The sequence below is a fragment of the Streptococcus sp. NM genome (assembly GCF_003390135.1).
Classification (GTDB): domain Bacteria; phylum Bacillota; class Bacilli; order Lactobacillales; family Streptococcaceae; genus Streptococcus.
In genome coordinates, this window is the sequence record NZ_QUOS01000001.1 from 144,964 (window position 1) to 168,697 (window position 23,734).

At 38.9% G+C, this 23,734-nt stretch carries 22 protein-coding genes and 1 pseudogene; 22 read left to right on the forward strand and 1 reads right to left on the reverse strand.

Features of this window, described 5'->3' with window-relative positions; all coding sequences use genetic code 11:
• Positions 1 to 71: 71 nt before the first annotated feature.
• The 9 genes from DXN33_RS00915 (at position 72) to DXN33_RS00960 (ending at position 11,279) form a co-directional block, all read left to right on the forward strand.
• Entirely contained in the window at positions 72 to 3,593 is a 3,522-nt protein-coding gene (locus DXN33_RS00915; protein WP_115904039.1) for an SIALI-17 repeat-containing surface protein, read from the forward strand.
• Positions 3,594 to 3,847: 254 nt separating this feature from the next.
• A complete protein-coding gene (locus tag DXN33_RS00920; protein ID WP_049487328.1) occupies positions 3,848 to 4,546 on the forward strand; it encodes an N-acetylmannosamine-6-phosphate 2-epimerase in 699 nt (232 codons plus the stop codon).
• Between the two features lie 114 nt (positions 4,547 to 4,660).
• Positions 4,661 to 5,989 carry an ABC transporter substrate-binding protein gene (locus tag DXN33_RS00925; RefSeq protein ID WP_115904041.1) on the forward strand — a complete coding sequence of 443 codons (1,329 nt, stop codon included), beginning with the start codon at positions 4,661 to 4,663 and terminating at the stop codon, positions 5,987 to 5,989.
• 221 nt (positions 5,990 to 6,210) lie between these two features.
• The gene (locus DXN33_RS00930; RefSeq protein WP_153198773.1) at positions 6,211 to 7,077 is read left to right on the forward strand and encodes a carbohydrate ABC transporter permease; all 867 of its coding nucleotides are present in this window, start codon (positions 6,211 to 6,213) and stop codon (positions 7,075 to 7,077) included.
• Positions 7,078 to 7,092: 15 nt separating this feature from the next.
• Positions 7,093 to 7,932 carry a carbohydrate ABC transporter permease gene (locus DXN33_RS00935; protein ID WP_001192119.1) on the forward strand — a complete coding sequence of 280 codons (840 nt, stop codon included), beginning with the start codon at positions 7,093 to 7,095 and terminating at the stop codon, positions 7,930 to 7,932.
• 226 nt (positions 7,933 to 8,158) lie between these two features.
• On the forward strand, positions 8,159 to 8,611 hold the full coding sequence (locus DXN33_RS00945) for a YhcH/YjgK/YiaL family protein (protein ID WP_115904043.1): 453 nt from the start codon (positions 8,159 to 8,161) through the stop codon (positions 8,609 to 8,611).
• Positions 8,612 to 8,630: 19 nt separating this feature from the next.
• The gene (locus tag DXN33_RS00950) at positions 8,631 to 9,275 is read left to right on the forward strand and encodes a YesL family protein (RefSeq protein WP_115904045.1); all 645 of its coding nucleotides are present in this window, start codon (positions 8,631 to 8,633) and stop codon (positions 9,273 to 9,275) included.
• Positions 9,276 to 9,447: 172 nt separating this feature from the next.
• Complete coding sequence (locus tag DXN33_RS00955; RefSeq protein WP_115904047.1) at positions 9,448 to 10,365, forward strand: dihydrodipicolinate synthase family protein; 918 nt, start codon at positions 9,448 to 9,450, stop codon at positions 10,363 to 10,365.
• A 17-nt stretch (positions 10,366 to 10,382) separates the two neighbouring features.
• Positions 10,383 to 11,279 carry an ROK family protein gene (locus DXN33_RS00960; RefSeq protein WP_115904049.1) on the forward strand — a complete coding sequence of 299 codons (897 nt, stop codon included), beginning with the start codon at positions 10,383 to 10,385 and terminating at the stop codon, positions 11,277 to 11,279.
• Between the two features lie 158 nt (positions 11,280 to 11,437).
• On the opposite strand, the gene DXN33_RS00965 is transcribed toward DXN33_RS00960, so the two are convergent.
• Entirely contained in the window at positions 11,438 to 12,289 is an 852-nt protein-coding gene (locus DXN33_RS00965; RefSeq protein ID WP_049491524.1) for a MurR/RpiR family transcriptional regulator, read from the reverse strand.
• A gap of 189 nt (positions 12,290 to 12,478) precedes the next feature.
• On the opposite strand from DXN33_RS00965, the gene pbp2b reads away from it, so the two are divergent.
• The 13 genes and pseudogenes from pbp2b to DXN33_RS01030 all read left to right on the forward strand — a co-directional run bounded on the left by pbp2b (position 12,479) and on the right by DXN33_RS01030 (position 23,451).
• Complete coding sequence (gene pbp2b / locus DXN33_RS00970) at positions 12,479 to 14,536, forward strand: penicillin-binding protein PBP2B (protein WP_115904051.1); 2,058 nt, start codon at positions 12,479 to 12,481, stop codon at positions 14,534 to 14,536.
• Between the two features lie 10 nt (positions 14,537 to 14,546).
• Positions 14,547 to 15,143, forward strand: coding sequence for a recombination mediator RecR (gene recR / locus DXN33_RS00975; protein ID WP_049487334.1), 597 nt, complete (start codon positions 14,547 to 14,549; stop codon positions 15,141 to 15,143).
• A 316-nt stretch (positions 15,144 to 15,459) separates the two neighbouring features.
• Positions 15,460 to 15,735 (forward strand): hypothetical protein, encoded by a 276-nt coding sequence (locus DXN33_RS00980; RefSeq protein WP_049491527.1) that lies wholly within the window; start codon positions 15,460 to 15,462, stop codon positions 15,733 to 15,735.
• Positions 15,736 to 15,738: 3 nt separating this feature from the next.
• On the forward strand, positions 15,739 to 16,095 hold the full coding sequence (locus DXN33_RS00985; RefSeq protein ID WP_042750678.1) for a hypothetical protein: 357 nt from the start codon (positions 15,739 to 15,741) through the stop codon (positions 16,093 to 16,095).
• Positions 16,086 to 17,816 carry an LXG domain-containing protein gene (locus DXN33_RS09735; RefSeq protein WP_242493617.1) on the forward strand — a complete coding sequence of 577 codons (1,731 nt, stop codon included), beginning with the start codon at positions 16,086 to 16,088 and terminating at the stop codon, positions 17,814 to 17,816. The genes DXN33_RS00985 and DXN33_RS09735 overlap by 10 nt, the downstream gene beginning before the upstream one ends.
• Before the next feature lie 4 nt (positions 17,817 to 17,820).
• Positions 17,821 to 18,447 carry a TipC family immunity protein gene (locus tag DXN33_RS00995; RefSeq protein WP_115904052.1) on the forward strand — a complete coding sequence of 209 codons (627 nt, stop codon included), beginning with the start codon at positions 17,821 to 17,823 and terminating at the stop codon, positions 18,445 to 18,447.
• Positions 18,448 to 18,544: 97 nt separating this feature from the next.
• The gene (locus tag DXN33_RS01000) at positions 18,545 to 19,150 is read left to right on the forward strand and encodes a hypothetical protein (RefSeq protein ID WP_094753961.1); all 606 of its coding nucleotides are present in this window, start codon (positions 18,545 to 18,547) and stop codon (positions 19,148 to 19,150) included.
• 23 nt (positions 19,151 to 19,173) lie between these two features.
• A pseudogene (locus tag DXN33_RS01005) lies at positions 19,174 to 20,022 on the forward strand (virulence protein); the annotation flags it as partial.
• A 10-nt stretch (positions 20,023 to 20,032) separates the two neighbouring features.
• Positions 20,033 to 20,641 (forward strand): hypothetical protein, encoded by a 609-nt coding sequence (locus DXN33_RS01010; protein ID WP_049491890.1) that lies wholly within the window; start codon positions 20,033 to 20,035, stop codon positions 20,639 to 20,641.
• Positions 20,638 to 21,270 carry a hypothetical protein gene (locus tag DXN33_RS01015; protein ID WP_115904054.1) on the forward strand — a complete coding sequence of 211 codons (633 nt, stop codon included), beginning with the start codon at positions 20,638 to 20,640 and terminating at the stop codon, positions 21,268 to 21,270. Before DXN33_RS01010 ends, DXN33_RS01015 begins: the two co-directional genes overlap by 4 nt.
• Before the next feature lie 52 nt (positions 21,271 to 21,322).
• Complete coding sequence (locus DXN33_RS01020) at positions 21,323 to 21,856, forward strand: thiol-disulfide isomerase (RefSeq protein WP_115904057.1); 534 nt, start codon at positions 21,323 to 21,325, stop codon at positions 21,854 to 21,856.
• A 261-nt stretch (positions 21,857 to 22,117) separates the two neighbouring features.
• Entirely contained in the window at positions 22,118 to 22,645 is a 528-nt protein-coding gene (locus DXN33_RS01025) for a thiol-disulfide isomerase (protein ID WP_115904059.1), read from the forward strand.
• Positions 22,646 to 22,824: 179 nt separating this feature from the next.
• Positions 22,825 to 23,451, forward strand: a complete 627-nt coding sequence (locus DXN33_RS01030) for a TipC family immunity protein (RefSeq protein ID WP_115904061.1) — start codon at positions 22,825 to 22,827, stop codon at positions 23,449 to 23,451.
• Positions 23,452 to 23,734: the final 283 nt, after the last annotated feature.

The window sequence follows — 23,734 nt, forward strand, 5'->3', positions numbered from 1 at the left end:
ATGGTCGGGAGTAAAAATTTTAAAACAAAAAGAAAGCGCTTTATTTTTTGGTGATATTGAAAGGTAGAAAGATGAATCAGAAGAATTATGACAGAAAACAAAGATATGGTATTCGTAAATTTGCAGTGGGTGTAGCCTCTGTAACCATTGGTGCTGTGGTGTTTGGAGTAAATCCTGTATTGGCAAATGAACAAGGAAACTCAACTGTAACTGCAGCTGAAAATAATAATCAAGGTTTATCAGAATTACCAAAAGAAGCTTCTTCAGGAAGTCTTGCTCATTTAGATAGCGAATTAGCTGGAAAATTGGCAACAGCAAAAGACAATGGTGTGGAAGTTGATCAGGATAAGTTGAAGAAAAATGAGACTACTGAAGCAGAGACAACCACTCCATCAAATACACCTGCAGCTGACAATACACCAGCTCCTGCTGATAAACCAGAAACAGATTCTGCAACTACAGAAGCAAGTAACAAGGACCAAGATAAAGAAGAAGAGGGAGTACTTCCTCGAGATTATTACGCTAGAGACATCGCAAATGCAACTCCAGTAGTGGAAAAAGAAGATGTTGAAACAAATGCGAAAAATGGTCAGCGTGTAGACCTAACCAGTGAGTTAAATACATTGAAGAAACTTCAAAATGCGACCATTCATATGGAATTCAAGCCAGATGCCAAAGCTCCAGCATTTTATAATCTATTCTCAGTGTCTAGTGATAAGAAAAAAGATGAGTACTTCACAATGGCTGTTCTCAATAATACAGCCTTAATTGAGGGACGTGATGCCAATGGAGCACAATTTTATGATAAATATACGGATGCTCCATTACAAGTACGTCCTGGCCAGTGGAATTCAGTAACTTTCACAGTTGAAAAACCGACAGCAGAATTACCTCATGGTCGAGTGCGCCTCTACGTGAACGGGGTATTATCTCGAACAAGTCTGAAATCTGGTCATTTCATCAAAGATATGCCAGATGTAACACATGCTCAAATCGGAGCAACCAAGCGTGCTAGTAATACTGTTTGGGGAACCAATCTACAAGTTAGGAACCTGACTGTCTATGATCGTGCTTTAACACCAGATGAAGTTCAAACACGGAGTCAACTGTTTGAAAGAGGTGATTTGGAAAAGAAACTTCCTGAAGGTGCGAAAATATCAGAGAAAGAAGATGTTTTTGAAGGCGGAATGCATAACCAACCAAATAAAGATGGGATCAAGAGTTATCGTATTCCTGCACTTCTTAAGACAGATAAAGGTACTCTGATTGCTGGTGCAGATGAGCGTCGTCTTCATTCAAGTGACTGGGGCGATATCGGCATGGTCGTCAGACGAAGTGAAGATAAGGGTAAAACATGGAGCAATCGAGTAACTATTACAAATTTACGAGACAATCCAAAAGCTTCTGATCCATCAATCGGTTCACCAGTGAACATCGATATGGTTTTGGTTCAAGATCCTGAAACAAAACGAATTTTTTCTATCTATGATATGTTCCCAGAAGGGAAAGGAATCTTTGGGATGGCTGATCAAAGAGAAGAAGCCTATAAACAAATCGATGGCAAAACTTATCAAATTCTCTATAAAGAAGGCGAAGACGGCTCCTATACAATACGTGAAAATGGCACAGTTTATACCCCAGATGGGAAACCAACAGATTATCGTGTTGTAGTAGATCCGGTGAAACCATCTTATAGTGATAAGGGTGATTTATATCAAGGGGATCGACTATTAGGAAATATTTATTTCACAAGTAATAAAACGTCTCCATTTAGAGTTGCCAAGGATTCTTATCTATGGATGTCTTACAGTGATGATGATGGTAAGACCTGGTCAGCACCTCAAGATATTACTCCAATGGTCAAAGCTGATTGGATGAAATTCTTGGGTGTGGGTCCTGGAGTGGGGATAACCCTTCGTACCGGTCCAAATAAAGGTCGAATCGTCGTTCCTGTCTATACGACTAACCGTACCAACCACCTCAATGGTTCTCAATCATCTCGAATTATCTACTCAGATGACCATGGAAAGACTTGGCATATGGGAGGTGGTGTCAACGACAATCGTACGCTTTATGATGGTACAGTTGTTGATTCAAGCACTATGAACAATTATTATGCTCAAAATACGGAATCTTCTGTTGTTCAGTTAAACAATGGGGACCTCAAACTATTTATGCGTGGTTTGACAGGTGATCTACAGGTTGCGACAAGTCATGATGGTGGTCTAACTTGGGACAATAACGTTGATCGCTATGATGTGCCAGATGTTTATGTTCAAATGGCCGCGACTCATACGGTTCAAAATGGTAAAGAGTATATTCTCTTGGCGAATGCGAACGGTCCAGGTCGTAAAAATGGTTATATTCGAGTGGCTCGTGTTGAAGAAGATGGCCAGTTAACTTGGTTGCACCATCATTTGATTCAGGAAGGTGAATATGCATATAACTCTCTTCAACAAATTGGACCGGATGAATTTGGACTTTTATATGAGCACCATGCTCCAGGGGGGGTTCCATATACACTTTCCTTCAAGAAATTCAACTGGGATTTCTTGACCAAGGAAAGAATTTCTCCTAAAGAAGCAAAAGTAAAATATGCTATTCAAAAATGGCCAGGTATTATTGCGATGGAGTTTGATTCGGAAGTATTGGTAAATAAGGCTCCGACCCTTCAGTTGGCAAATGGTAAAACGGCAACCTTCATGACCCAGTATGATACAAAAACTCTCCTATTCACAGTGAATCCAGAGGATATGGGTCAAAGGATTACAGGTCTGGCGGACGGTGCAATTGAAAGTATGCACAATTTACCAGTCTCTTTAGCTGGATCTAAATTAAGCGATGGTATAAATGGAAGTGAAGCTGCGATAAATGAAGTTCCAGAATTTACAGGTGGAGTTAATGGCGTTGAGGCTGCAGTAACTGAAGAAGCTCCTGAATATACAGGTCCATTGGCAACAGTGGGAGAAGAACCAGCACCAACAGTAGAAAAACCAGAATTTACAGGTGGAGTTAATGGCGTTGAGCCTGCAGTAACTGAAGAAGCTCCTGAATATACAGGTCCATTGGCAACAGTGGGAGAAGAGCCAGCGCCAACAGTAGAAAAACCGGAGTTTACAGGTGGAGTGAATGGAGTAGAAGCTCTTGTAACAGAAATTCCTGAATATACAGGTCCCTTAGCAACAGTGGGAGAAGAGCCAGCACCAACAGTAGAAAAACCGGAATTCAAAGGGGGCGTAAATTCAGTTCTAGCAGCTTCAAATGAGGTTCCGGAATATAGAGGTGGTGCTAACTTTGTCTTGGCAGCTTCAAATGCTCTTCCTGAGTATAAAGGAGGTGTCAATGGAGCTGAGGCAGCAATCCATGAAGTGCCAGAGTACAAGGGAGAAACCAAACCAGTCTTAGCAGCTGCAAACGAACGTCCAGCTAAGAAGTTATCTCTTGGACAAGGTGCTACTTATCAAGCACCAGCGGCTAAACAAAATGAGCTTCCAAATACTGGAAGCAAAGAAAACACAACCCTTATTTCTATAGGATTAGTGGCAGGTCTCTTATCCGTCTTTACATTAGGAAAGAAACGAAAAGAAAACTAGACTAGGTCTTGAATAAAATGAATTTAGCTCATCGTTAATGATAAAAGAGATGGCCCATTTGAAAGATGGCTATCTCTTTTTATCATTTTAGATACTGAGCGAATTGAAAATAAGACAGTGCTGAAACTACTTTCAGAAACTGCTGTTCTATAAAATACTTTTGAAACTGAAATCTATTCTACCACAAAGTATTGAAAGCGCTTTAAAAATAATATATAATGAACCCATAAGAACAAAGAAAAGGAGGAAAGAGGATGCCACAGATTACTAAAGAAGCCTTGATTGCACAAATCAAAGATGGAATCATCGTTTCTTGTCAGGCCCTTCCTCACGAACCGCTCTATACAGAAGCGGGAGGAGTCATTCCCTTGCTGGTCAAAGCGGCTGAGCAAGGTGGAGCAGTCGGTATCCGAGCAAACAGTGTTCGTGATATCAAGGAAATCAAGGAGGTCACAAAACTTCCAATCATTGGGATAATTAAACGAGATTATCCACCACAAGAACCCTTCATCACTGCTACTATGAAAGAAGTTGATGAATTGGCAGAACTTGATATAGAGGTAATTGCTCTGGATTGTACCAAGCGTGAACGCTATGATGGTTTAGAGATTCAAGACTTCATTCGTCAGGTTAAGGAGAAATATCCTAACCAGCTCTTGATGGCTGATACAAGTACTTTCGAAGAAGGATTGGCAGCTGTTGAAGCAGGAATTGACTTTGTAGGAACAACTTTATCAGGATACACATCTTACAGTCCAAAAGTGGATGGTCCCGATTTTGAATTAATTAAAAAACTCTGTGATGCCGGTGTAGATGTCATTGCAGAAGGGAAAATTCATACACCAGAACAAGCCAAACAAATCCTTGGATATGGAGTGCGAGGCATCGTTGTTGGTGGCGCTATTACTAGACCAAAAGAGATTACAGAACGCTTCGTTGCTGGTCTTAAATAACACAATCTCAAAAAAGAGGAGAGTGGTGGATGCGTCGGATAAAATGAAAACGTATACAAGTTCAATCTTACTCATTATCCAATATGGATACGCTTATCAATTAGGAGAATACAAATGAAATTTAGAAAACTAGCTTGTACAGTACTTGCGGGTGCTGCGGTTCTTGGCCTTGCTGCATGTGGTAATTCTGGCGGAAGTAAAGATGCTGGAAAATCAGGTAGCGATAGCGGAAAAACAGAAATCACTTGGTGGGCATTCCCAGTCTTCACTCAAGAAAAAACTGGTGACGGTGTTGGAACATATGAAAAATCAATCATCGAAGCGTTTGAAAAAGCAAATCCAGATGTAAAAGTGAAATTGGAAACCATCGACTTCAAGTCAGGTCCTGAAAAAATCACAACAGCTATCGAAGCAGGAACAGCTCCAGACGTACTGTTTGACGCACCAGGACGTATCATCCAATACGGTAAAAACGGTAAATTGGCTGAGTTGAACGACCTCTTCACAGACGAATTCGTCAAAGATGTTAACAACGAAAATATCGTACAAGCAAGTAAAGCTGGAGACAAAGCTTACATGTATCCGATTAGTTCAGCTCCATTCTACATGGCTATGAACAAGAAAATGTTGGAAGAAGCTGGAGTTGCAAACCTTGTAAAAGAAGGTTGGACAACTGATGATTTTGAAAAAGTTTTGAAAGCGCTTAAAGATAAAGGTTATACACCAGGCTCATTGTTCAGTTCAGGTCAAGGGGGAGACCAAGGAACACGTGCCTTCATCTCAAACCTTTACGGCGGTTCTGTAACAGATAAAGATGTAACAAAATATACAACTGATGATCCTAAATTCGTCAAAGGTCTTGAAAAAGCAGCTAGCTGGATCAAAGACGGTTTGTTGAACAACGGTTCACAATTTGACGGTGGAGCAGATATCCAAAACTTTGCCAACGGTCAAACATCTTACACAATCCTTTGGGCACCAGCTCAAAACGGTATCCAAGCTAAACTCTTGGAAGCAAGTAAAGTAGAAGTGGTAGAAGTACCATTCCCATCAGATTCAGGTAAACCAGCTCTTGAATACCTTGTAAACGGATTTGCAGTATTCAACAATAAAGACGACAAGAAAGTTGCAGCATCTAAGAAATTCGTTCAATTCATCGCGGATGACAAAGAATGGGGTCCAAAAGACGTTGTTCGTACAGGTGCCTTCCCAGTTCGTACTTCATTTGGCAAACTTTATGATGACAAACGTATGGAAACAATCAGTGGTTGGACTAAATACTACTCACCATACTACAACACTATCAATGGTTTTGCTGAAATGAGAACACTTTGGTTCCCAATGTTGCAATCTGTATCAAATGGTGACGAAAAACCAGCGGACGCTTTGAAAGCCTTCACTGAAAAAGCTAACGAAACAATTAAAAAAGCTACAAAACAATAAGCACTAAATCAGATTGATCCCTCCCTTTTCCCTGTGCATAGTCTATGTAAGAAAAGGGAGGATTTTGTTTGAAATGGTAGGAACTGTCACGAAATTAAAATGAAGTTCTTACATAAGCGAATCTTAAAAAATTTCATTTTGATTTTAAAACAGTTCAAGAAAATCCAAAATATTCTATTAGTGAAAGAGAGGTGCCGACTGTGAAAGTCAATAAAATTCGTATGCGGGAAACAGTGATTTCCTATGCTTTCCTAGCACCAGTATTATTCTTCTTTGTCATCTTTGTATTGGCTCCTATGATTATGGGATTCATTACAAGTTTCTTTAACTACTCAATGACTAAATTTGAGTTTGTGGGCTTGGACAACTACGTTCGTATGTTTAAAGACCCTGTCTTTATGAAGTCTTTGATTAATACCGTGATTCTGGTTATTGGATCTGTACCAGTTGTTGTTCTATTCTCACTCTTTGTAGCATCTCAGACATATCATCAAAATGCCATTGCCAGATCTTTCTACCGTTTCGTCTTCTTCCTTCCTGTTGTAACAGGTAGTGTTGCCGTAACAGTTGTTTGGAAATGGATTTATGACCCACTATCAGGGATTCTAAACTTTGTCCTTAAGTCAAGCCACATCATCAGCCAAAACATTTCTTGGTTGGGAGATAAAAACTGGGCTTTGATGGCGATTATGATTATCCTTTTGACTACATCTGTTGGTCAGCCGATTATCCTTTATATCGCTGCCATGGGAAATATTGACAATTCATTGGTGGAAGCAGCTCGGGTTGACGGTGCGACTGAATTGCAAGTGTTCTGGAAAATTAAATGGCCTAGCCTTCTTCCAACAACACTTTACATTGCAATCATTACAACAATCAACTCATTCCAGTGTTTCGCCTTGATTCAGTTGTTGACATCTGGTGGTCCAAACTACTCAACAAGTACACTTATGTACTACCTTTACGAAAAAGCCTTCCAATTGACAGAATACGGTTATGCAAACACTATCGGCGTCTTCTTGGCAGTGATGATCGCTATCGTAAGCTTTGTTCAATTTAAAGTACTTGGAAACGACGTAGAATACTAAAGAAAGGAGACAGCTATGCAATCTACACAAAAGAAACCTTTAACAGCTTTCACTGTTATTTCAACTATTATCTTGCTCTTGTTGACCGTGCTGTTCATCTTTCCATTCTACTGGATTTTGACAGGTGCTTTCAAATCACAGCCTGATACCATTATGATTCCGCCACAATGGTTCCCTAAAATGCCAACCATGGAGAACTTCCAACAACTCATGGTGCAAAACCCTGCTATGCAGTGGATGTGGAACTCTGTGTTTATCTCATTGGTAACCATGTTCTTAGTTTGTGCGACCTCTTCTTTAGCAGGTTATGTATTGGCTAAAAAACGTTTCTATGGGCAACGCATTCTATTTGCAATCTTCATTGCAGCCATGGCACTTCCAAAACAAGTTGTCCTTGTACCATTGGTACGTATCGTCAACTTCATGGGAATCCATGATACTCTTTGGGCAGTTATCTTGCCTTTGATTGGATGGCCATTCGGGGTCTTCCTCATGAAACAATTCAGTGAGAATATCCCTACAGAATTGCTTGAATCAGCTAAAATCGACGGTTGTGGTGAGATTCGTACTTTCTGGAGCGTAGCCTTCCCAATTGTGAAACCAGGATTTGCAGCCCTTGCAATCTTTACCTTCATCAACACTTGGAACGACTACTTCATGCAGTTGGTTATGTTGACTTCACGTAACAACTTGACCATCTCACTCGGTGTTGCGACTATGCAGGCTGAAATGGCAACCAACTATGGTTTGATCATGGCGGGTGCCGCTCTTGCAGCAGTTCCAATCGTAACAGTCTTCTTAGTCTTCCAAAAATCCTTCACTCAAGGTATTACTATGGGAGCTGTCAAAGGTTAATACTCTGCGAAAATTGAATTCAAACTACGTCAGCGTCACCTTGCCATACTTAAGTATTGCCTGCGGTTAGCTTCCTAGTTTGTTCTTCAATTTTCATTGAGTATAAGAGAATACAGAGTTATAAGTGTCTACAAAATGTTGGGTATTTGCTTACCTTAGATATTTTGTTAGACACTTATCAACTTAAGAATGATTTTAGTTAACTATCAGAAACGAAGGAAACAGTATGATTTTTGACGATTTGAAAAATATTACCTTTTACAAGGGGATTCATCCCAATCTAGACAAGGCTATCGATTATCTCTACCAGCACCGTAAGGATTCTTTCGAATTAGGTAAGTATGAGATTGATGGGGACAAGGTCTTTCTAGTTGTTCAGGAAAATGTCCTCAATCAAGCTGAAAATGATCAATTTGAGCATCATCAGAACTATGCTGACTTGCATTTGCTGGTAGATGGGCATGAATATTCGAGCTACGGTTCACGTATCAAAGATGAAGCAGTAGCATTCGACGAAGCGAGTGACATTGGTTTTGTTCATTGTCATGAAAAATACCCACTCTTGTTGGGTTATCACAATTTTGCAATTTTCTTCCCAGGAGAACCACACCAGCCGAATGGCTATGCAGGTATGGAAGAGAAGGTTCGCAAATATCTCTTTAAAATTTTGATTGATTAAAAAATCAGGAGGAGCAAACATGGCACAAAAAGGAGTAAGCCTTATCAAGGCAGCATTTGATACAGACAACTTTCTCATGCGTTTTAGTGAAAAGGTCTTGGATATCGTCACAGCCAATCTTCTTTTTGTCGTTTCTTGTTTGCCCATCGTGACGATTGGAGTGGCTAAAATTAGCCTCTACGAGACCATGTTTGAGATTAAGAAGAGCAGACGAGTGCCTGTCTTTAGAATCTATTTAAGAGCTTTCAAGCAAAATCTGAAACTAGGTCTTCAGTTAGGTCTGCTTGAGTTAGGCATTGTTTTGTTGAGTCTTCTAGACCTCTATCTATTCTGGGGGCAGACAGCTATGCCTTTCCAAATGGTGAAAGCTATTTGTCTAGGCATTCTTATCTTCCTCACTATCGTGATGCTGGCTAGCTATCCCATCGCTGCGCGCTATGATTTAACTTGGAAAGAAGTGCTACAAAAAGGGCTGATCTTGGCAAGTTTTAACTTTCCTTGGTTCTTCCTCATGTTAGCCATTCTTATCCTCATTGTGATGGTTCTTTATCTGTCAGCTTTCAGTTTACTGTTAGGTGGCTCAGCCTTCCTGCTTTTTGGGTTTGGACTATTGGTCTTTATCCAGACTGGATTGATGGAGAAAATTTTCGCAAAATACCAATAAGATGGCTTGTCTATGAAACTACTTTCAAGCTATAAACATTTCAAAATTCATATCGAAACTAAAATCTAAGTGTACACAAGATGTTGAAAGCGTTTTTCACAAGGTGTATACTAAACACGTAAAAAATAAATCCTGCTTTTAGCAGAAAAAAAGAAAACTTAGGAGAAAATCTATGTCAGATTTAAAAAAATACGAAGGTGTCATTCCAGCCTTCTACGCATGTTATGATGATCAAGGAGAAGTAAGTCCTGAGCGCACACGTACCTTGGTGCAATACTTCATTGATAAAGATGTTCAAGGCCTCTATGTCAATGGTTCTTCTGGTGAATGTATCTACCAAAGCGTTGAAGACCGCAAGTTGATTTTGGAAGAAGTGATGGCAGTTGCCAAAGGTAAATTGACCATTATTGCTCACGTTGCTTGCAACAATACCAAAGACAGTATGGAACTTGCTCGTCATGCTGAAAGCTTAGGAGTAGATGCCATTGCAACGATTCCGCCGATTTATTTCCGCTTGCCAGAATACTCAGTTGCTAAGTACTGGAACGATATCAGTTCTGCAGCTCCAAATACAGATTACGTGATTTACAACATTCCTCAATTGGCAGGGGTTGCTTTGACTCCAAGCCTTTACACAGAAATGTTGAAAAATCCACGTGTTATCGGTGTTAAGAACTCCTCTATGCCAGTTCAAGATATCCAAACCTTTGTGAGCCTTGGTGGGGAAGACCACATCGTCTTCAACGGTCCAGATGAGCAGTTCTTAGGTGGTCGTCTTATGGGTGCTAAAGCTGGTATTGGTGGTACATATGGTGCCATGCCAGAACTCTTCTTGAAACTCAATCAGTTGATTGCTGATAAAGACTTGGAAACAGCGCGTGAATTGCAATACGCTATCAACGCTATCATTGGCAAATTGACTGCTGCACATGGAAATATGTATGGTGTGATTAAGGAAGTCTTGAAGATCAATGAAGGTTTGAATATTGGTTCTGTTCGTTCACCATTGACACCAGTGACTGAAGACGATCGTCCAGTTGTAGAAGCAGCTGCAGCCTTGATTCGTGAAACCAAGGAGCGCTTCCTCTAATTCATAAGGAGGTATTTATGACACACTACGTTGCAATTGATATCGGTGGAACCAACATCAAATATGGTTTGATCGACCAAGAAGGCCAACTTGTTGAATCGCATGAAATGCCAACAGAGGCGCATAAGGGTGGACCTCATATCTTACAAAAGACCAAAGATATCGTAGCCAGCTATTTAGAACAAGGCCCAGTAGCAGGTGTTGCTATTTCTTCTGCAGGAATGGTGGATCCTGACAAGGGTGAGATTTTCTATGCTGGACCTCAGATTCCAAATTATGCAGGCACCCAGTTCAAAAAGGAAATCGAGACTAGCTTTAACGTTCCTTGTGAGATTGAAAATGACGTCAACTGTGCAGGTCTGGCTGAAGCGGTATCTGGTTCAGGCAAGGGAGCGAGTGTGACCCTTTGCTTGACTATTGGAACAGGTATCGGTGGTTGTTTGATTATGGATGGGAAAGTCTTCCATGGATTTAGCAATTCAGCCTGTGAAGTCGGTTATATGCATATGCAGGATGGAGCGTTCCAAGATTTGGCTTCTACAACAGCTTTAGTGAAATATGTAGCTGAAGCACATGGAGAAGATGTTGATCAGTGGAATGGCCGACGTATCTTTAAGGAAGCTACCGAAGGAAACAAGATTTGCATGGCTGGTATTGACCGTATGGTAGACTATCTAGGAAAAGGTCTGGCAAATATTTGCTATGTGGCCAATCCAGAAGTGGTCATTCTCGGTGGTGGTATCATGGGACAAGAGGCTATCCTCAAACCCAAGATCCGTAAAGCCTTGAAAGAGGCTTTGGTGCCAAGCCTTGCTGAAAAAACACGATTAGAATTTGCCCATCATCAAAATACAGCAGGTATGTTGGGTGCTTATTATCATTTTATACTCAATGAAAATCAAAGAGCAAACTAGGAAGTTAGCCGTAGGTTGCTCAAAACATTGTTTTGAGGTTGTAGATAAGACTGACGAAGTCAGTAATCATATATCTACGACAAGGCGAAGCTGACGTGGTTTGAATTTGATTTTCGAAGAGTATTAAGACAAAACAATCCTAGTTTGGCTCAGCCAAACTAGGATTTTCTTACACGTTTTTGTCTACGATAGCCATTGAGTTTTTTATTTTCCCAATAGCTGTTAAAAATTTTCTCCTTGCTTTCACGATTGATTTCCAAAAAGTAGGCATAAATCAAATCGATAAAGAAGAGCATAGGAAGTTGAGCGGATATTCGTTGGATGTAGGATGACTGGCTGTGTGTGGCTACAAGAACAGTCTCTGTATAGGCCTGACTATCTTTATTGGGAACACTTGAAAAAAGTACAGTCTGTGCCCCCATCTCTTTCGCGTCTAATAGACTATCTAAAATAGAAGGAGTTGAGCCAGAAAGTGAGAAACCGAGTACGAGACAATTCTCATCCATAATACTGGTTGTCCAAGCAAAACCATCTTGATCGGTCAAAGCCTCGCAGACCACACCTAGACGCATAAAGCGCAATTTCATTTCACGAGCTACGAGGCCAGAACTCCCTGTTCCGAAGAAGTAGACACGATCAGCATCTTCGATTAACTGGGCGATTCGTTCCAGTTGTTCTTCGTCAATCAAGCCCTGTGTTTGTTCTCGCATATTACTGTAGCTTCGAAGAACTCGGTTGGTTAAAGGACTATGTTTGTGAGAATGAGTGTCCTGTTTCTTTGCTTGGTGCAGGTATTGGAAAATAAATTCTCGATAGCCTGTAAAACCACATTTTTTAGAAAAGCGGGTCAGAGCAGCTTGAGAGATATGTAATTTTTGAGTGACCTGCTGAGAAGATAAATCATCTGCAATAGTTTCAGCTTGCAAAAAATAGCGAGCGATTTCTTGCTCTAGGTCTGTCATTTCTTCGAAGTGAGAATCAATGAGGGTTGCTATATCTGGTTTGTCCATAGGGAAGGCTCCTTTAAATGAGTCATATTGGAAAAAGGCTGAGTCATCGAACTTTTACATTTATTATATCATATAATGTAGGGATGGATAAATAAAATCGTATTTTCCTGTAAAATGGGAAAAGCTCCCTTCTTTTCCAAAATTTCTTCTTAAATTATGGTACAATGAAGAGTAAGATTTTAAATAGAAATGAGACTGATTTGTATGAGGAAATTTAACAGCCATTCGATTCCGATTCGGCTTAATTTATTGTTTTCAATCATCATTTTACTCTTTATGACCATTATTGGTCGCCTGCTTTATATGCAGGTTTTGAACAAGGATTTTTATGAGACAAAATTAGCATCGGCTAGTAAAACAAAGGTGACTACTAGTTCAGCTCGAGGTGAAATTTATGATGCCAGTGGCAAACCTTTGGTTGAAAATACTGTGAAACAAGTTGTTTCCTTTACGCGAAACAACAAAATGACGGCTGCAGATTTAAAAGAAACAGCCAAGAAGCTGTTAGCCTATGTGGGAGTTTCTTCACCAACATTGACTGACCGACAGTTAGCAGACTATTACCTAGCAGATCAAGATGTCTATAAGAAAGTAGTGGAAAGCTTACCACGTGAGAAACGTCTTGATTCAGATGGCAATCGTCTATCCGAATCAGAACTCTATAACAATGCGGTCGATAGTGTCCAAACGAGTCAATTAAACTATACAGAGGATGATAAGAAAGAAATCTATCTTTTTAGCCAGTTAAATGCTGTTGGAAACTTTGAGACAGGAGCCATTGCGACAGATTCCTTGACAGATACACAGATTGCCTTGATTGCTTCGGCTTCTAAGAATTTACCTGGTATCAGTATTTCAACCACGTGGGATCGAAAGGTTCTAGAGACTTCGCTCTCTTCTATAGTGGGAAGTGTATCCGGTGAAAAAGCTGGTCTCCCAGCTGAAGAAGCTGATACTTATATTAAAAAGGGCTATTCTCTAAATGATCGGGTTGGTACCTCTTATCTAGAGAAACAATATGAAGAAACCTTGCAAGGAAAACGCTCGGTGAAGGAAATTCATCTAGATAAGTATGGAAATATGGAAAGTGTCGAAAATATTGAAGATGGTACCAAAGGGAACAATATCAAACTGACCATCGATTTGGCCTTCCAAGATAGCGTGGACAATCTTCTTAAGAGTTATTTCACTTCCGAACTAGGAAATGGAGGAGCTAAGTATTCTGAAGGTGTCTATGCAGTTGCTTTGAACCCCAAAACAGGTGCAGTTTTATCCATGTCAGGAATTAAACATGATCTGAAAACGGGAGAGTTGACGCCTGATTCTTTGGGAACGGTAACCAATGTCTTTGTACCAGGTTCGGTCGTTAAGGCTGCAACCATCAGTTCCGGTTGGGAGAATGGAGTCTTATCAGGGAATCAGACCCTGACGGATCAGTCCATTGTCTTCCAAGGTTCACCCCCTATCAATTCGTGGTATACTGCCTTTTCTGGGCCAATGCCGATTACGGCAGTTCAAGCTTTGGAGTATTCATCTAATACTTATATGGTCCAAACAGCTTTAGGGATTATGGGATTGACTTATCAACCGAATATGATTGCAGGAATTGGAAATTTAGACTCGGCTATGGGGAAATTACGTTCAACCTTTGGTGAGTATGGTTTAGGATCATCTACAGGTATTGATTTACCAGATGAATCCACCGGCTTTATTCCTAAAGATTATGATCTTGCTAATTATATTACAAATTCATTTGGTCAGTTTGATAACTATACCCCAATGCAATTAGCTCAGTATGTAGCAACTATTGCAAATGATGGTGTCCGTATGGCTCCTCGTATTGTTGAAGGAATTTATGGCAATAATGATAAAGGAGGATTGGGCGACCTGATTCAACAACTGCAACCGTCAGAGATGAATAAGGTCAATATATCCGCCTCCGATATGAGTATTTTGCAACAAGGTTTTTATCAGGTTGCCCATGGGACTAGTGGATTGACAACTGGCCGTGCCTTTTCAAATGGTGCAGCTGTATCTATTAGCGGAAAAACGGGTACAGCCGAAAGTTATGTAGCAGATGGTCAGCAAGCAACAAATACCAATGCCGTGGCCTATGCTCCATCCGATAATCCTCAAATCGCTGTTGCAGTTGTCTTCCCGCATAACACCAATCTTACAAATGGTGTCGGACCTTCCATTGCGCGCGACATTATCAACCTCTATAACCAACATCATCCAATGAATTAGAAAGGAACTTATGCTTTATCCAACGCCTATAGCTAAACTAATTGACAGTTATTCCAAGTTGCCGGGTATCGGGATCAAGACGGCTACACGTCTGGCCTTTTATACGATTGGAATGTCTGATGACGATGTCAATGAATTTGCCAAAAACCTCCTTTCTGCTAAGAGAGAGCTGACCTATTGCTCCATCTGTGGTCGTTTGACTGATGACGATCCTTGCTCTATCTGTACCGATCCAAGTCGTGACCAGACAACCATTTTAGTTCTCGAGGATAGTCGCGATGTGGCGGCTATGGAGAACATCCAAGAATACCATGGGCTCTATCATGTCTTACATGGACTCATTTCTCCCATGAATGGTATCAGTCCAGATGATATCAATCTCAAGAGCCTTATGACTCGTCTTATGGAGAGTGAAGTTTCAGAGGTAATCGTAGCAACCAATGCCACAGCAGATGGAGAAGCAACTTCCATGTATCTTTCACGTTTGCTCAAACCAGCTGGTATCAAAGTCACACGTCTGGCACGAGGCCTCGCTGTGGGAGCAGATATCGAGTATGCGGACGAAGTCACACTCTTACGAGCTATTGAAAATCGGACAGAGTTGTAAAAGTCAGTAAAAATTTAGTTCATTTTGACGTATAAGACAAGCCCTAGGAATTTTTCTAGGGTTTGTCTTTTTCGTTTTATAATGAGAGAAGGACAAATCTTGATAATAAGAATACTTCCCAGTAAACACAAAATATAAGGTATCAGAAAACGGATTTTCAAAATTCCTAGTAGCATCTCTATCAATATATTTTACTGAAGGATAAAGTTTTTTTAAGGATAAGATTGCCCTTTAGTTCGTTATAATTTATTTTGAAATCGTACTATTTTTATGTTATGATATGGTCAATATATAATTAATAAGGGGAGTTTGAAGTATGGGTGGAAAGATAAAATCTAGCACGATAGCAGCAGAGGCGGCTATTAATGAGTTGGTCGGGTATGAAACGAGCGACAAGCAAAATCAGCAGGTGGAATTTTCATATACATCTGGAATCACTGGGATGGAAGCGGGACGTCAGACCTGCAATCAAATGCTTCAGGCGGTCAGTGATTTTAGTTCAGCTGTTTTGACCCAAGCAAATAAGTTTCCAGAAATTGCTCATAGGATTGAAAAACGTGATATAGAGCAGGCTAAGAGATGGAGTCACTAAGGAATGGCAGATAGAAATGAAGAAAAGCGCACAGAAATTTGGCGTAAGATTGTTAAGATAGAAGATAAGGAAGACAGACTCCGAGCAACTAAAAAGCAATATGAACAGCAGTTGACAAACTTTTACTCGGATATTCAGAGCATTCACCATCGCATGATAAATCTATTGTCTCTCTCACCCAGTTCTCGTCAGCTAATAGAGCAAATCGAAAGTGATAATAGAACCATTCAGCGACAGGTCAACTCTTATGTAGAGGAGGAACTGGATACGTTGGAAAAACAAACTAAAAAGGCTTGTCGCTCTTTCGATGAAGCCAGAGAAGAACTGATAGCGGAAAGGAATCGGCTACCATGGGAGTAAAATACAGCGCACAAGAATCCCAAGAATTGATTCAGGCCATGACGAACAACCTCCGAGTCGCAAATGAAGTCACAGACCGCTTATCTAGTGGCTGTGATCACCTGATTTCCTCTTTAGACTCAGGTGAGTTGACAGGAGCAGCCTACACAGCTGGTAAAGGTCTCTTTACAGAGATTATCATCCCCAGCATCAAAAAGCTCCAAGCAGCGATAGATGATATCCAACTAGAGTTGACCTCCTACAAACACGCGGATGCTCAGGTCTCTGGATATGGTGATTTGGACCTAGACCAGCTTAAGGAATTAAAAAAGCTGAGAGAAGAGCAGTTAGCTATCGTAGAAGCTCAGATTCAAGTGAGGGAGAACTGGCTAAATCAAATCACAGACCTTTTTAGTCTCAATTGGGGGAAAGCCTTCTCTGAGAAGACCATCCTCTACAATACCAAGTTTCAAATCGAGTCGGGTATTCAGGATTTGAATGATAAGATTGAAAAACTAGAATTTTTTGTCTCACAGGTTTCCCAGTATTTCAACGATAGCCTAGAAGTCCTTGGCTTAGCTATCAAAGGAGCTACACAACTGAGTAAAATCATTGTCGATGGCGATGGCAACTACTATGCGGACGGTATGGACATGAGCTGGGTACAGAAGATGAAGGATGTGAAGATTGAGTCATTGGATTATAAAGCAGAGAATAAATCAGATAAATTTATAAATATGCTAGTTGAACAGTATGGCTTTGATAAAGAGATGAGTGGACTGATTACTGAAATATCCACATTGATTGATGAAAAATTCCCGTATTTATCTCAAACGGAACGGGAACAACTTTTGTTAGTGACACTAGGAAGTTTTATATATTCAGAAGGCTTTGAGAATGGTGAATCAATGGGAGATAAGGCTAAAGGATATATTAGTGATGTCAGTTGGATGGACGTTGCTGGCACACCTTCGGATAAAACTGGCCTCCCACTTGATGGTAAAACATTGTTGAAACATTTGGGATTAACTGATAATCAAATAACCAAGTTACGTTATAATATTCGATTACAAAGTCAAATTTCCTCAGGAATATATAGAAACTATGCTGGTATGAACGTTGATGAACGAAAAAAATATAAGTCAACTTATGAAAAAGTCTATGGTGTTCAATTGACCGACGAGATGTTCGAGGAAAAATGGAATGAAAAGTACTCTTCCTTTTATGGAAAAGGAGATTTTGCTCATTTCTCTATTACTACAGCATCGAACTTAAATAATAGACTTAGAGGAAGTGATTTAACAAAATTTGGACACGAGAATGTTAACGATTTTGCAGGTTGGTTAGGTGATGCGACGCTTACTGATAGTGATGATATTAGTTTTGGAAATGACGATTATAAAGCAGACTTAGATGCGGTAAATATCACACAAAAAATGAAACGTAAAAAAATATCATATATTGAAGCTTCAAACGAGTATTACTCAGAAATGAAACGAGGCGAATACACTCGTGCAGAAAAATTTGTAGAGTATAAATCGGTAGAAGAAATTAAACAAAAAATTTTCACAAAATTACTACCAGATAATATGAAATATGTGGAAGAATCGGGAATGCAATCGCATTTTGAATTACCTAATGAAGAACAGTGTATGGCCTACCTACAAAAAAATTACCCAAGTACTTATAATTTCATTCGAAATATTGAAGCAGGTAATCAAGACTTGATAGAGATGAGGTGATTAGATGAAGAAGAGGAAATTTGCAATTTTTTCGTTGCTAATAGTTCTATTATTATCTTTCTCTGGTTTTCAGTATTATAAATATCAGAGAGTTCACAATATTTTTGATGAAATATACTACGAAGAAAGTGATTATCACAATTATACATTTCTCTGGAAAGGACGAGCTTTTTATAAGTTAAAAGGGTTAAAAATTATCGATAATGGATCTCAAGATTTATATAAACATTCTATTGATTATAAAAGTGTAAATTTACCAAACACTATTCATTCTCTAGGTTATTATTTTTATTTTGGATTTCAGGAGATGACGAAAGTTGGGATAGAAATGCGTTTGAGACTGCCAGATACAGAGACAACCATAAATGTAGATTACCAGTACGATGTAAACAATCAGCAATTAGAACGGTTTATGTGGTACTATGATGATGAGAGTACAGGATATTTTCAGCAATCTCAAATAGAAGCCTTTCTAGTGGAGCATGGAAAGACTGTCGATGAGATTCGCAAGGAAGCAGATAATGTACTCCGTAATAAAGTCCTTAAAGACTGGACCACTATCTACTCTAGTCGTTTTAGCCCAGATAATTGGGGAGAAGTGAGCGTTAAAGATATATGGAGAATAGAATAACAAATGGAACGATGAGGTAATAGTTTTATAAAGGAAGGTTGGCATGAAACAATTCTTAAGAATATTTTGTTAAGAAGAAGTTGCTTTGGAGAAGTAAATGAGAAATAAAAACAAATTTATCTTTTGTTCACTCGTTTTGCTTGTTTATTTTTTATTGTTCATTTTGAAGCCGATCTACCAATATATTTCATTTTCTAAGATGGATGTGAATAGTAGTATGGTTCAATTGATTCAAGATAAAAATAATCAGGATTGGCATGCTCTTGATAAGCATATTCATCTAGTGCCCTCAAAAGAAAATGGAAAGAACATCGGCCTTATCTATGTGGTGGATGACTATAATCAAATTGAAAGTAAGATTTCTTCTGAGAATCAAGCGGTATCCATCAGTTACAATAATCGATTACAAGGAGACAAGAGTGTTGAAATTAGTTGGTTAAATGGGGAAAAGCGGTTGTATCATGCTGGGAGATATTTGAAATTAGCAAGTGAAAATCAAGCTGTGATTGAAAGTAACACAGGTTCTTCAGTGACCGTTTGGGAACAACGTTCGGAGAAAGCTAAAAAGCGATTATATGCGGTTGTAGAACAAATGAAAAAAACTGTTCTAGAGCATTTGTTCCAGCAAATAGTGTTCTGTTCGTTAGCTGTCATTCTCTTTCTTTTAGGGTGGAAAATATATTATCATTTAAGGAGGTATTGAAATTCGCAGGGGTTCTGAACTTCAATAAAGCTTCTAGGGATATGATGCTATCGGAAGATGGAGATGCCTACTATCGTGCCGAATTAGAGAAGCGCTTAAAAGGTCACGACAAGTCCGAATGGGATAAAATAATCGACGACTATAATCACACTCTTAAGATTGATGAAACAGGGAATATCATTGACATTTATCCATTTGAACAAGGTTATGTCGTTTCAAAAAATGGGAAATACGATGCTGACTATACTCATTTGGTTAACAAAAAGTTTGATGAACTAAAAGCACAAAACTTTGAAGCAAATTCAGCCGAATTTTGGAGTGGAGTAGCTCAAATATTCTCTGGATTGGGAGTTTACTTTGCGAGTGGCGCCCTCGAAGTTTTGAGTATCATGGCTGGTCCGTCAACAGCAGGGACAAGTATCGTAGCTGGTACGGTAGCATCAGTAACAGGGGTACAATATGGAAATGTACTGATAGCTAGTGGAGCAGTAACTAGCCTATCAGCTATCACAAAGACGGCCTTACAAAATGGCGAAATTCAGGTTAATTATTCTAGCAACTACGACAGCTGGCAAGCCAATAAACCGACGAGTAAGACTTTTGGAAAAAAAGTTTCTGGACGAGTTAACGGTAAAAAAGTCGATAATATTCGAGTTGATGCGGAGCCAAATAGTGGGAAAATCCAAGTTCAGTCGGGGAGTGGAAAGTCAGGTTATGATCTCGACATAGATATCGAAGCTTCAACTATTTCAAGCAGAAAGGATATTGTAAACTGGGTAAATAAACAATCTGAACTAAATGGACTTGGAAAAGGAGCTAAAGAAGAAGTTATCAAAAATATGTGGAAGGCTTTTAACTGGTTGATGCAATAAGGAGGGAAGAATGAAATTATATTTAAAAGGTGATTATACGAAAAGAGTACCTTATGGTTATTTAGAACTTGCTAGCAAAATGTGGTTTCCAGAAGATGAGCAAATTTCTTACTCAAATGCTGGGAACAATGATGCATTACAAGAAGATTTTTTCTCAAATTTATCCTTGAGGAAAGGCACTGCTGATAAGCGATGGTCTAGTGTCCCCCTAAAGGAAGGGGTACGAAGCCTCTTTTCACATATTAAAGAATGTATTGAAATTAATTTTGAAGATGCATTCGCTACGGATTATAATGAAAAGGGAGACTATCTCCGTATTTTAACCACCCATCTAGAAATTTTGACAGTTGATAGACGCGCCATGTACATTATGGCGCTTGAGATTGCAAAGGTCATTGACGGGCAAATTAGCGAGGATAATAAGAAGACATGGCTAACAGTCGAGGAATTTAAGAAAAAGCACGAGGCTATTCTATCTCTGACTTTTGATGAAGCAAATGAACGAAGTTTGATTGAAATTCAAACGATGGATGTTGTAGACGACCCTCTTTGGGAGGAAGAGGCCACTCGTCGAAAAGAATATATACTAGCACATGGAGGCGATATCTCAGATTTATGAGACTATATATCAAAGGCGATTACACCAAAGAAATTCCATTTGATTACATGGAACTAGCGAAAAGGATGTGGTTTGAGGAAAAAGATGGAATAGAGCCAGATTTATCGTATGCTGGGTATCTAGATTTACCAATCGATAAACTTTCTATTCACTTAGAATTAGACAAGGGAACTCATGATGTTAGATGGAGGAGTGTTCAAATAAAGGAAGGGATAAAATATGATTTTTTATCCCATAAATGTGAATATATACAGCTAGATTACGAAGATGCTATGATGTCGGACTTTCGTGAGAAAGGCGAATGTTTAAGAATAGCTTCTACCCACCTTGACCTTCTCACTGTTGATAAAAGAGCTATGTATATTATGGCCATTGAAATTGCGACTGCTATTGATGGTCAGATTAGCGAAGATGACAAGAAAACATGGTTAACAATCGAGGAATTCAAGGAAAAGCACCAAGATATCTTATCTCTAACCTTTGAGGAGGCAAATGAAATGAGTTTGGAAGAAATTCAAACGATTGACGCTATTGACGATCCCATCTGGGAAGAATTGGATAGGAAGCGCGAAGAGTACATCCGAATTCATGGAGAAGTGGAGTTGGATGACGATGAGGAAGACGAGTGATAATTTACAATAACACTTATTTGAAAGAGAGTGTTGAATAGGGGGAAGACTAATGCTAGATAAATTAAAACAGTTTAAATTGTTGATTGTATTGTTTTTGTTTCTGTTAGCGATTCCTTTATATTTTACTTACAATCATTTCCAACAATCTAGTGTTTTAAAAGAAGCCTTTGAGAAAAATGAGAGAATTGAAGTTCTACATCGTTTGACGGCATCAGAAAAATATGCACCTGACATCCGTAAAGCGGGTTATGTCGTTCCTCCCGATGGAGCTATTCGCTTGGATGGAGTCATTTATCCATTAGAAATAGAAGGAGAACTACACTTGAAAATTAGCCCTCCAAAAAAAGATGCTAAGGATTTTCAGTTGTTTTTCATTACACAAGTTAATGAAAAACAAACACATATAACTTTTATTTTAGATAAAAATCTGAATTTAATTGATTCTAGTTATTCTCAGCAAAATGATAACGGGAAAAGAGAGATTGTTTCTGTCTCACAATCCGATGAAGATTACTTGTTGAAAAGTGTTCAAAGCGAGATTGATGCCTTCATGAAAAAGATGTATCAGACCTTGTATGGATAGTTTACCAGAGAAAGTGGCTTCTTGCTCAACACAATGCCGTATGAACAACTGGGCGTGTTGAGGAATTCTATACTGTGATGGGAAATGGGGATAAAGCTAACGGTAAACTGATGGTTGAAACTCTTATTGAAAATAATACGATAGGAGGCAACTTTATTAAGTATGGTTTTGATCTCAATATTTTTATTGGGAATCCTAATGACAAAGAAGAAGGTTGGAAACAAGACTTCTATGATTACTTAGACAGAGGGGATGAAAAAAATGTCGGGACTAAAAAAAATACTAATCGTGATTGGTTCTGTAATTGCTTTAGCTACTGGCTTGAATCTTTATTTTCAGTATCAAAACCACCAAGAACATATGCAATTAAAAACCTCCTTTGAAGAGAGGGACAATATAGTTGTCTTACAACATTTAATGGCATCAGGAAAATATGCGTCTGACATCCGTAAAGCAGGCTATGTCGTTCCTCCCGATGGTGCTATTCGATTGGATGGAGGAATTGACTCCATAGAGATAAAAGGAGACATCGATTTGGATATCTCAAATCCGGGACAGAATGGGGTTACTGCTTATTTTAGAATAGAGGTAGATGGTAAAATAACTAGTGTACTATATGAATTGGATAAGAACTTTGATTTAGTTTCTAGCGCCTATTTTCAAATAAATGAAAAAAATATAAAAGAGAGTGTGACTATCCCCCAAGCCGAAGAAGAGCGACTATTAAAAATTGTTCAAAAAGAGCTTGAGGCTTTCATGCAAAAGATGTATCAGACTTTGTATGGATAGTTTCCCAGAGAAAGAAGCTTCTTGCTCAACACAATGCTGTATGAACAACTGGTTGTGTTGAGGAATTTTACTAGAAAAAGATACCGTAGATAAGCTACAAAAAAATTACCCAAGTACTTATAATTTCATTCGAAATATTGAAGCAGGTAATCAAGACTTGATAGAGATGAGGTGATTAGATGAAGAAGAGGAAATTTGCAATTTTTTCGTTGCTAATAGTTCTATTATTATCTTTCTCTGGTTTTCAGTATTATAAATATCAGAGAGTTCACAATATTTTTGATGAAATATACTACGAAGAAAGTGATTATCACAATTATACATTTCTCTGGAAAGGGCGAACTTTTTATAAGTTAGAAGGTTTAAAAATTGTGGACAACGATTCTCAAGAAATTTCTATTCATTCTATTGATTATAAAAGTGTAGATTTACCAAATACTATTCATTCTCTAGGTTATTATTTTTATTTTGGATTTCAGGAGATGACGAAAGTTGGGATAGAAATGCGTTTGAGAATACCAAATACAGAGACAAGCATAAATGTAGATTACCTGTACGATGTAAACAATCAGCAATTAGAACGATTTATATGGTATCACGATGAGAAAAGCGAAAGATATTATCATCAGTCTCAAGTAGAGGACTTTCTTGCCAAACACGGTAAGACTGTCGATGAGATTCGCAAAGAAGCAGATAATGTACTCCGTAATAAAGTTCTTAAAGACTGGACCACTATCTACTCTAGTCGTTTTAGCCCAGATAATTGGGGAGAATTGACAGTTAAGGATATATGGAGAACAGAATAACAAACGAAACGATGAGGCAATAGTGTTATACAGGTAGGTTGCTATGATAGAGTACTTAAGAACATTTTATTGTATTCGATAGCTTTGGTCTGCTTTCTTTTGGGGTGACGGAAGAAGACCCCTACACTATCACCATCACCAATGTAGACGACAAACCAGCACGCTTTGAAGCTCAAGTGGTGAATAGGTAAAATTTCAGCTCTCAAATGAGGGCTTTTTGAGATACAAGTTTCAAAAAAGAAGCAAATATGATATACTAAAGAACGAGTATTCTATTAGAATT

Bases quoted from the DNA above. Each gene is read 5' to 3' on its own strand.
- DXN33_RS01025 (WP_115904059.1), top strand. From the start codon at position 22,118: ATGTCGGGACTAAAAAAAATACTAATCGTGATTGGTTCTGTAATTGCT.
- DXN33_RS00965 (WP_049491524.1), bottom strand. From the start codon at position 12,289: ATGGACAAACCAGATATAGCAACCCTCATTGATTCTCACTTCGAAGAA.
- DXN33_RS00915 (WP_115904039.1), top strand. From the start codon at position 72: ATGAATCAGAAGAATTATGACAGAAAACAAAGATATGGTATTCGTAAA.
- DXN33_RS00955 (WP_115904047.1), top strand. From the start codon at position 9,448: ATGTCAGATTTAAAAAAATACGAAGGTGTCATTCCAGCCTTCTACGCA.
- DXN33_RS00950 (WP_115904045.1), top strand. From the start codon at position 8,631: ATGGCACAAAAAGGAGTAAGCCTTATCAAGGCAGCATTTGATACAGAC.
- recR (WP_049487334.1), top strand. From the start codon at position 14,547: ATGCTTTATCCAACGCCTATAGCTAAACTAATTGACAGTTATTCCAAG.
- DXN33_RS01000 (WP_094753961.1), top strand. From the start codon at position 18,545: ATGAGAAATAAAAACAAATTTATCTTTTGTTCACTCGTTTTGCTTGTT.
- DXN33_RS00930 (WP_153198773.1), top strand. From the start codon at position 6,211: ATGCGGGAAACAGTGATTTCCTATGCTTTCCTAGCACCAGTATTATTC.
- DXN33_RS00935 (WP_001192119.1), top strand. From the start codon at position 7,093: ATGCAATCTACACAAAAGAAACCTTTAACAGCTTTCACTGTTATTTCA.
- DXN33_RS00925 (WP_115904041.1), top strand. From the start codon at position 4,661: ATGAAATTTAGAAAACTAGCTTGTACAGTACTTGCGGGTGCTGCGGTT.
- DXN33_RS00985 (WP_042750678.1), top strand. From the start codon at position 15,739: ATGGCAGATAGAAATGAAGAAAAGCGCACAGAAATTTGGCGTAAGATT.
- DXN33_RS00920 (WP_049487328.1), top strand. From the start codon at position 3,848: ATGCCACAGATTACTAAAGAAGCCTTGATTGCACAAATCAAAGATGGA.
- pbp2b (WP_115904051.1), top strand. From the start codon at position 12,479: ATGAGACTGATTTGTATGAGGAAATTTAACAGCCATTCGATTCCGATT.
- DXN33_RS00960 (WP_115904049.1), top strand. From the start codon at position 10,383: ATGACACACTACGTTGCAATTGATATCGGTGGAACCAACATCAAATAT.
- DXN33_RS00995 (WP_115904052.1), top strand. From the start codon at position 17,821: ATGAAGAAGAGGAAATTTGCAATTTTTTCGTTGCTAATAGTTCTATTA.
- DXN33_RS09735 (WP_242493617.1), top strand. From the start codon at position 16,086: ATGGGAGTAAAATACAGCGCACAAGAATCCCAAGAATTGATTCAGGCC.
- DXN33_RS01020 (WP_115904057.1), top strand. From the start codon at position 21,323: ATGCTAGATAAATTAAAACAGTTTAAATTGTTGATTGTATTGTTTTTG.
- DXN33_RS01030 (WP_115904061.1), top strand. From the start codon at position 22,825: ATGAAGAAGAGGAAATTTGCAATTTTTTCGTTGCTAATAGTTCTATTA.
- DXN33_RS01010 (WP_049491890.1), top strand. From the start codon at position 20,033: ATGAAATTATATTTAAAAGGTGATTATACGAAAAGAGTACCTTATGGT.
- DXN33_RS00980 (WP_049491527.1), top strand. From the start codon at position 15,460: ATGGGTGGAAAGATAAAATCTAGCACGATAGCAGCAGAGGCGGCTATT.
- DXN33_RS00945 (WP_115904043.1), top strand. From the start codon at position 8,159: ATGATTTTTGACGATTTGAAAAATATTACCTTTTACAAGGGGATTCAT.
- DXN33_RS01015 (WP_115904054.1), top strand. From the start codon at position 20,638: ATGAGACTATATATCAAAGGCGATTACACCAAAGAAATTCCATTTGAT.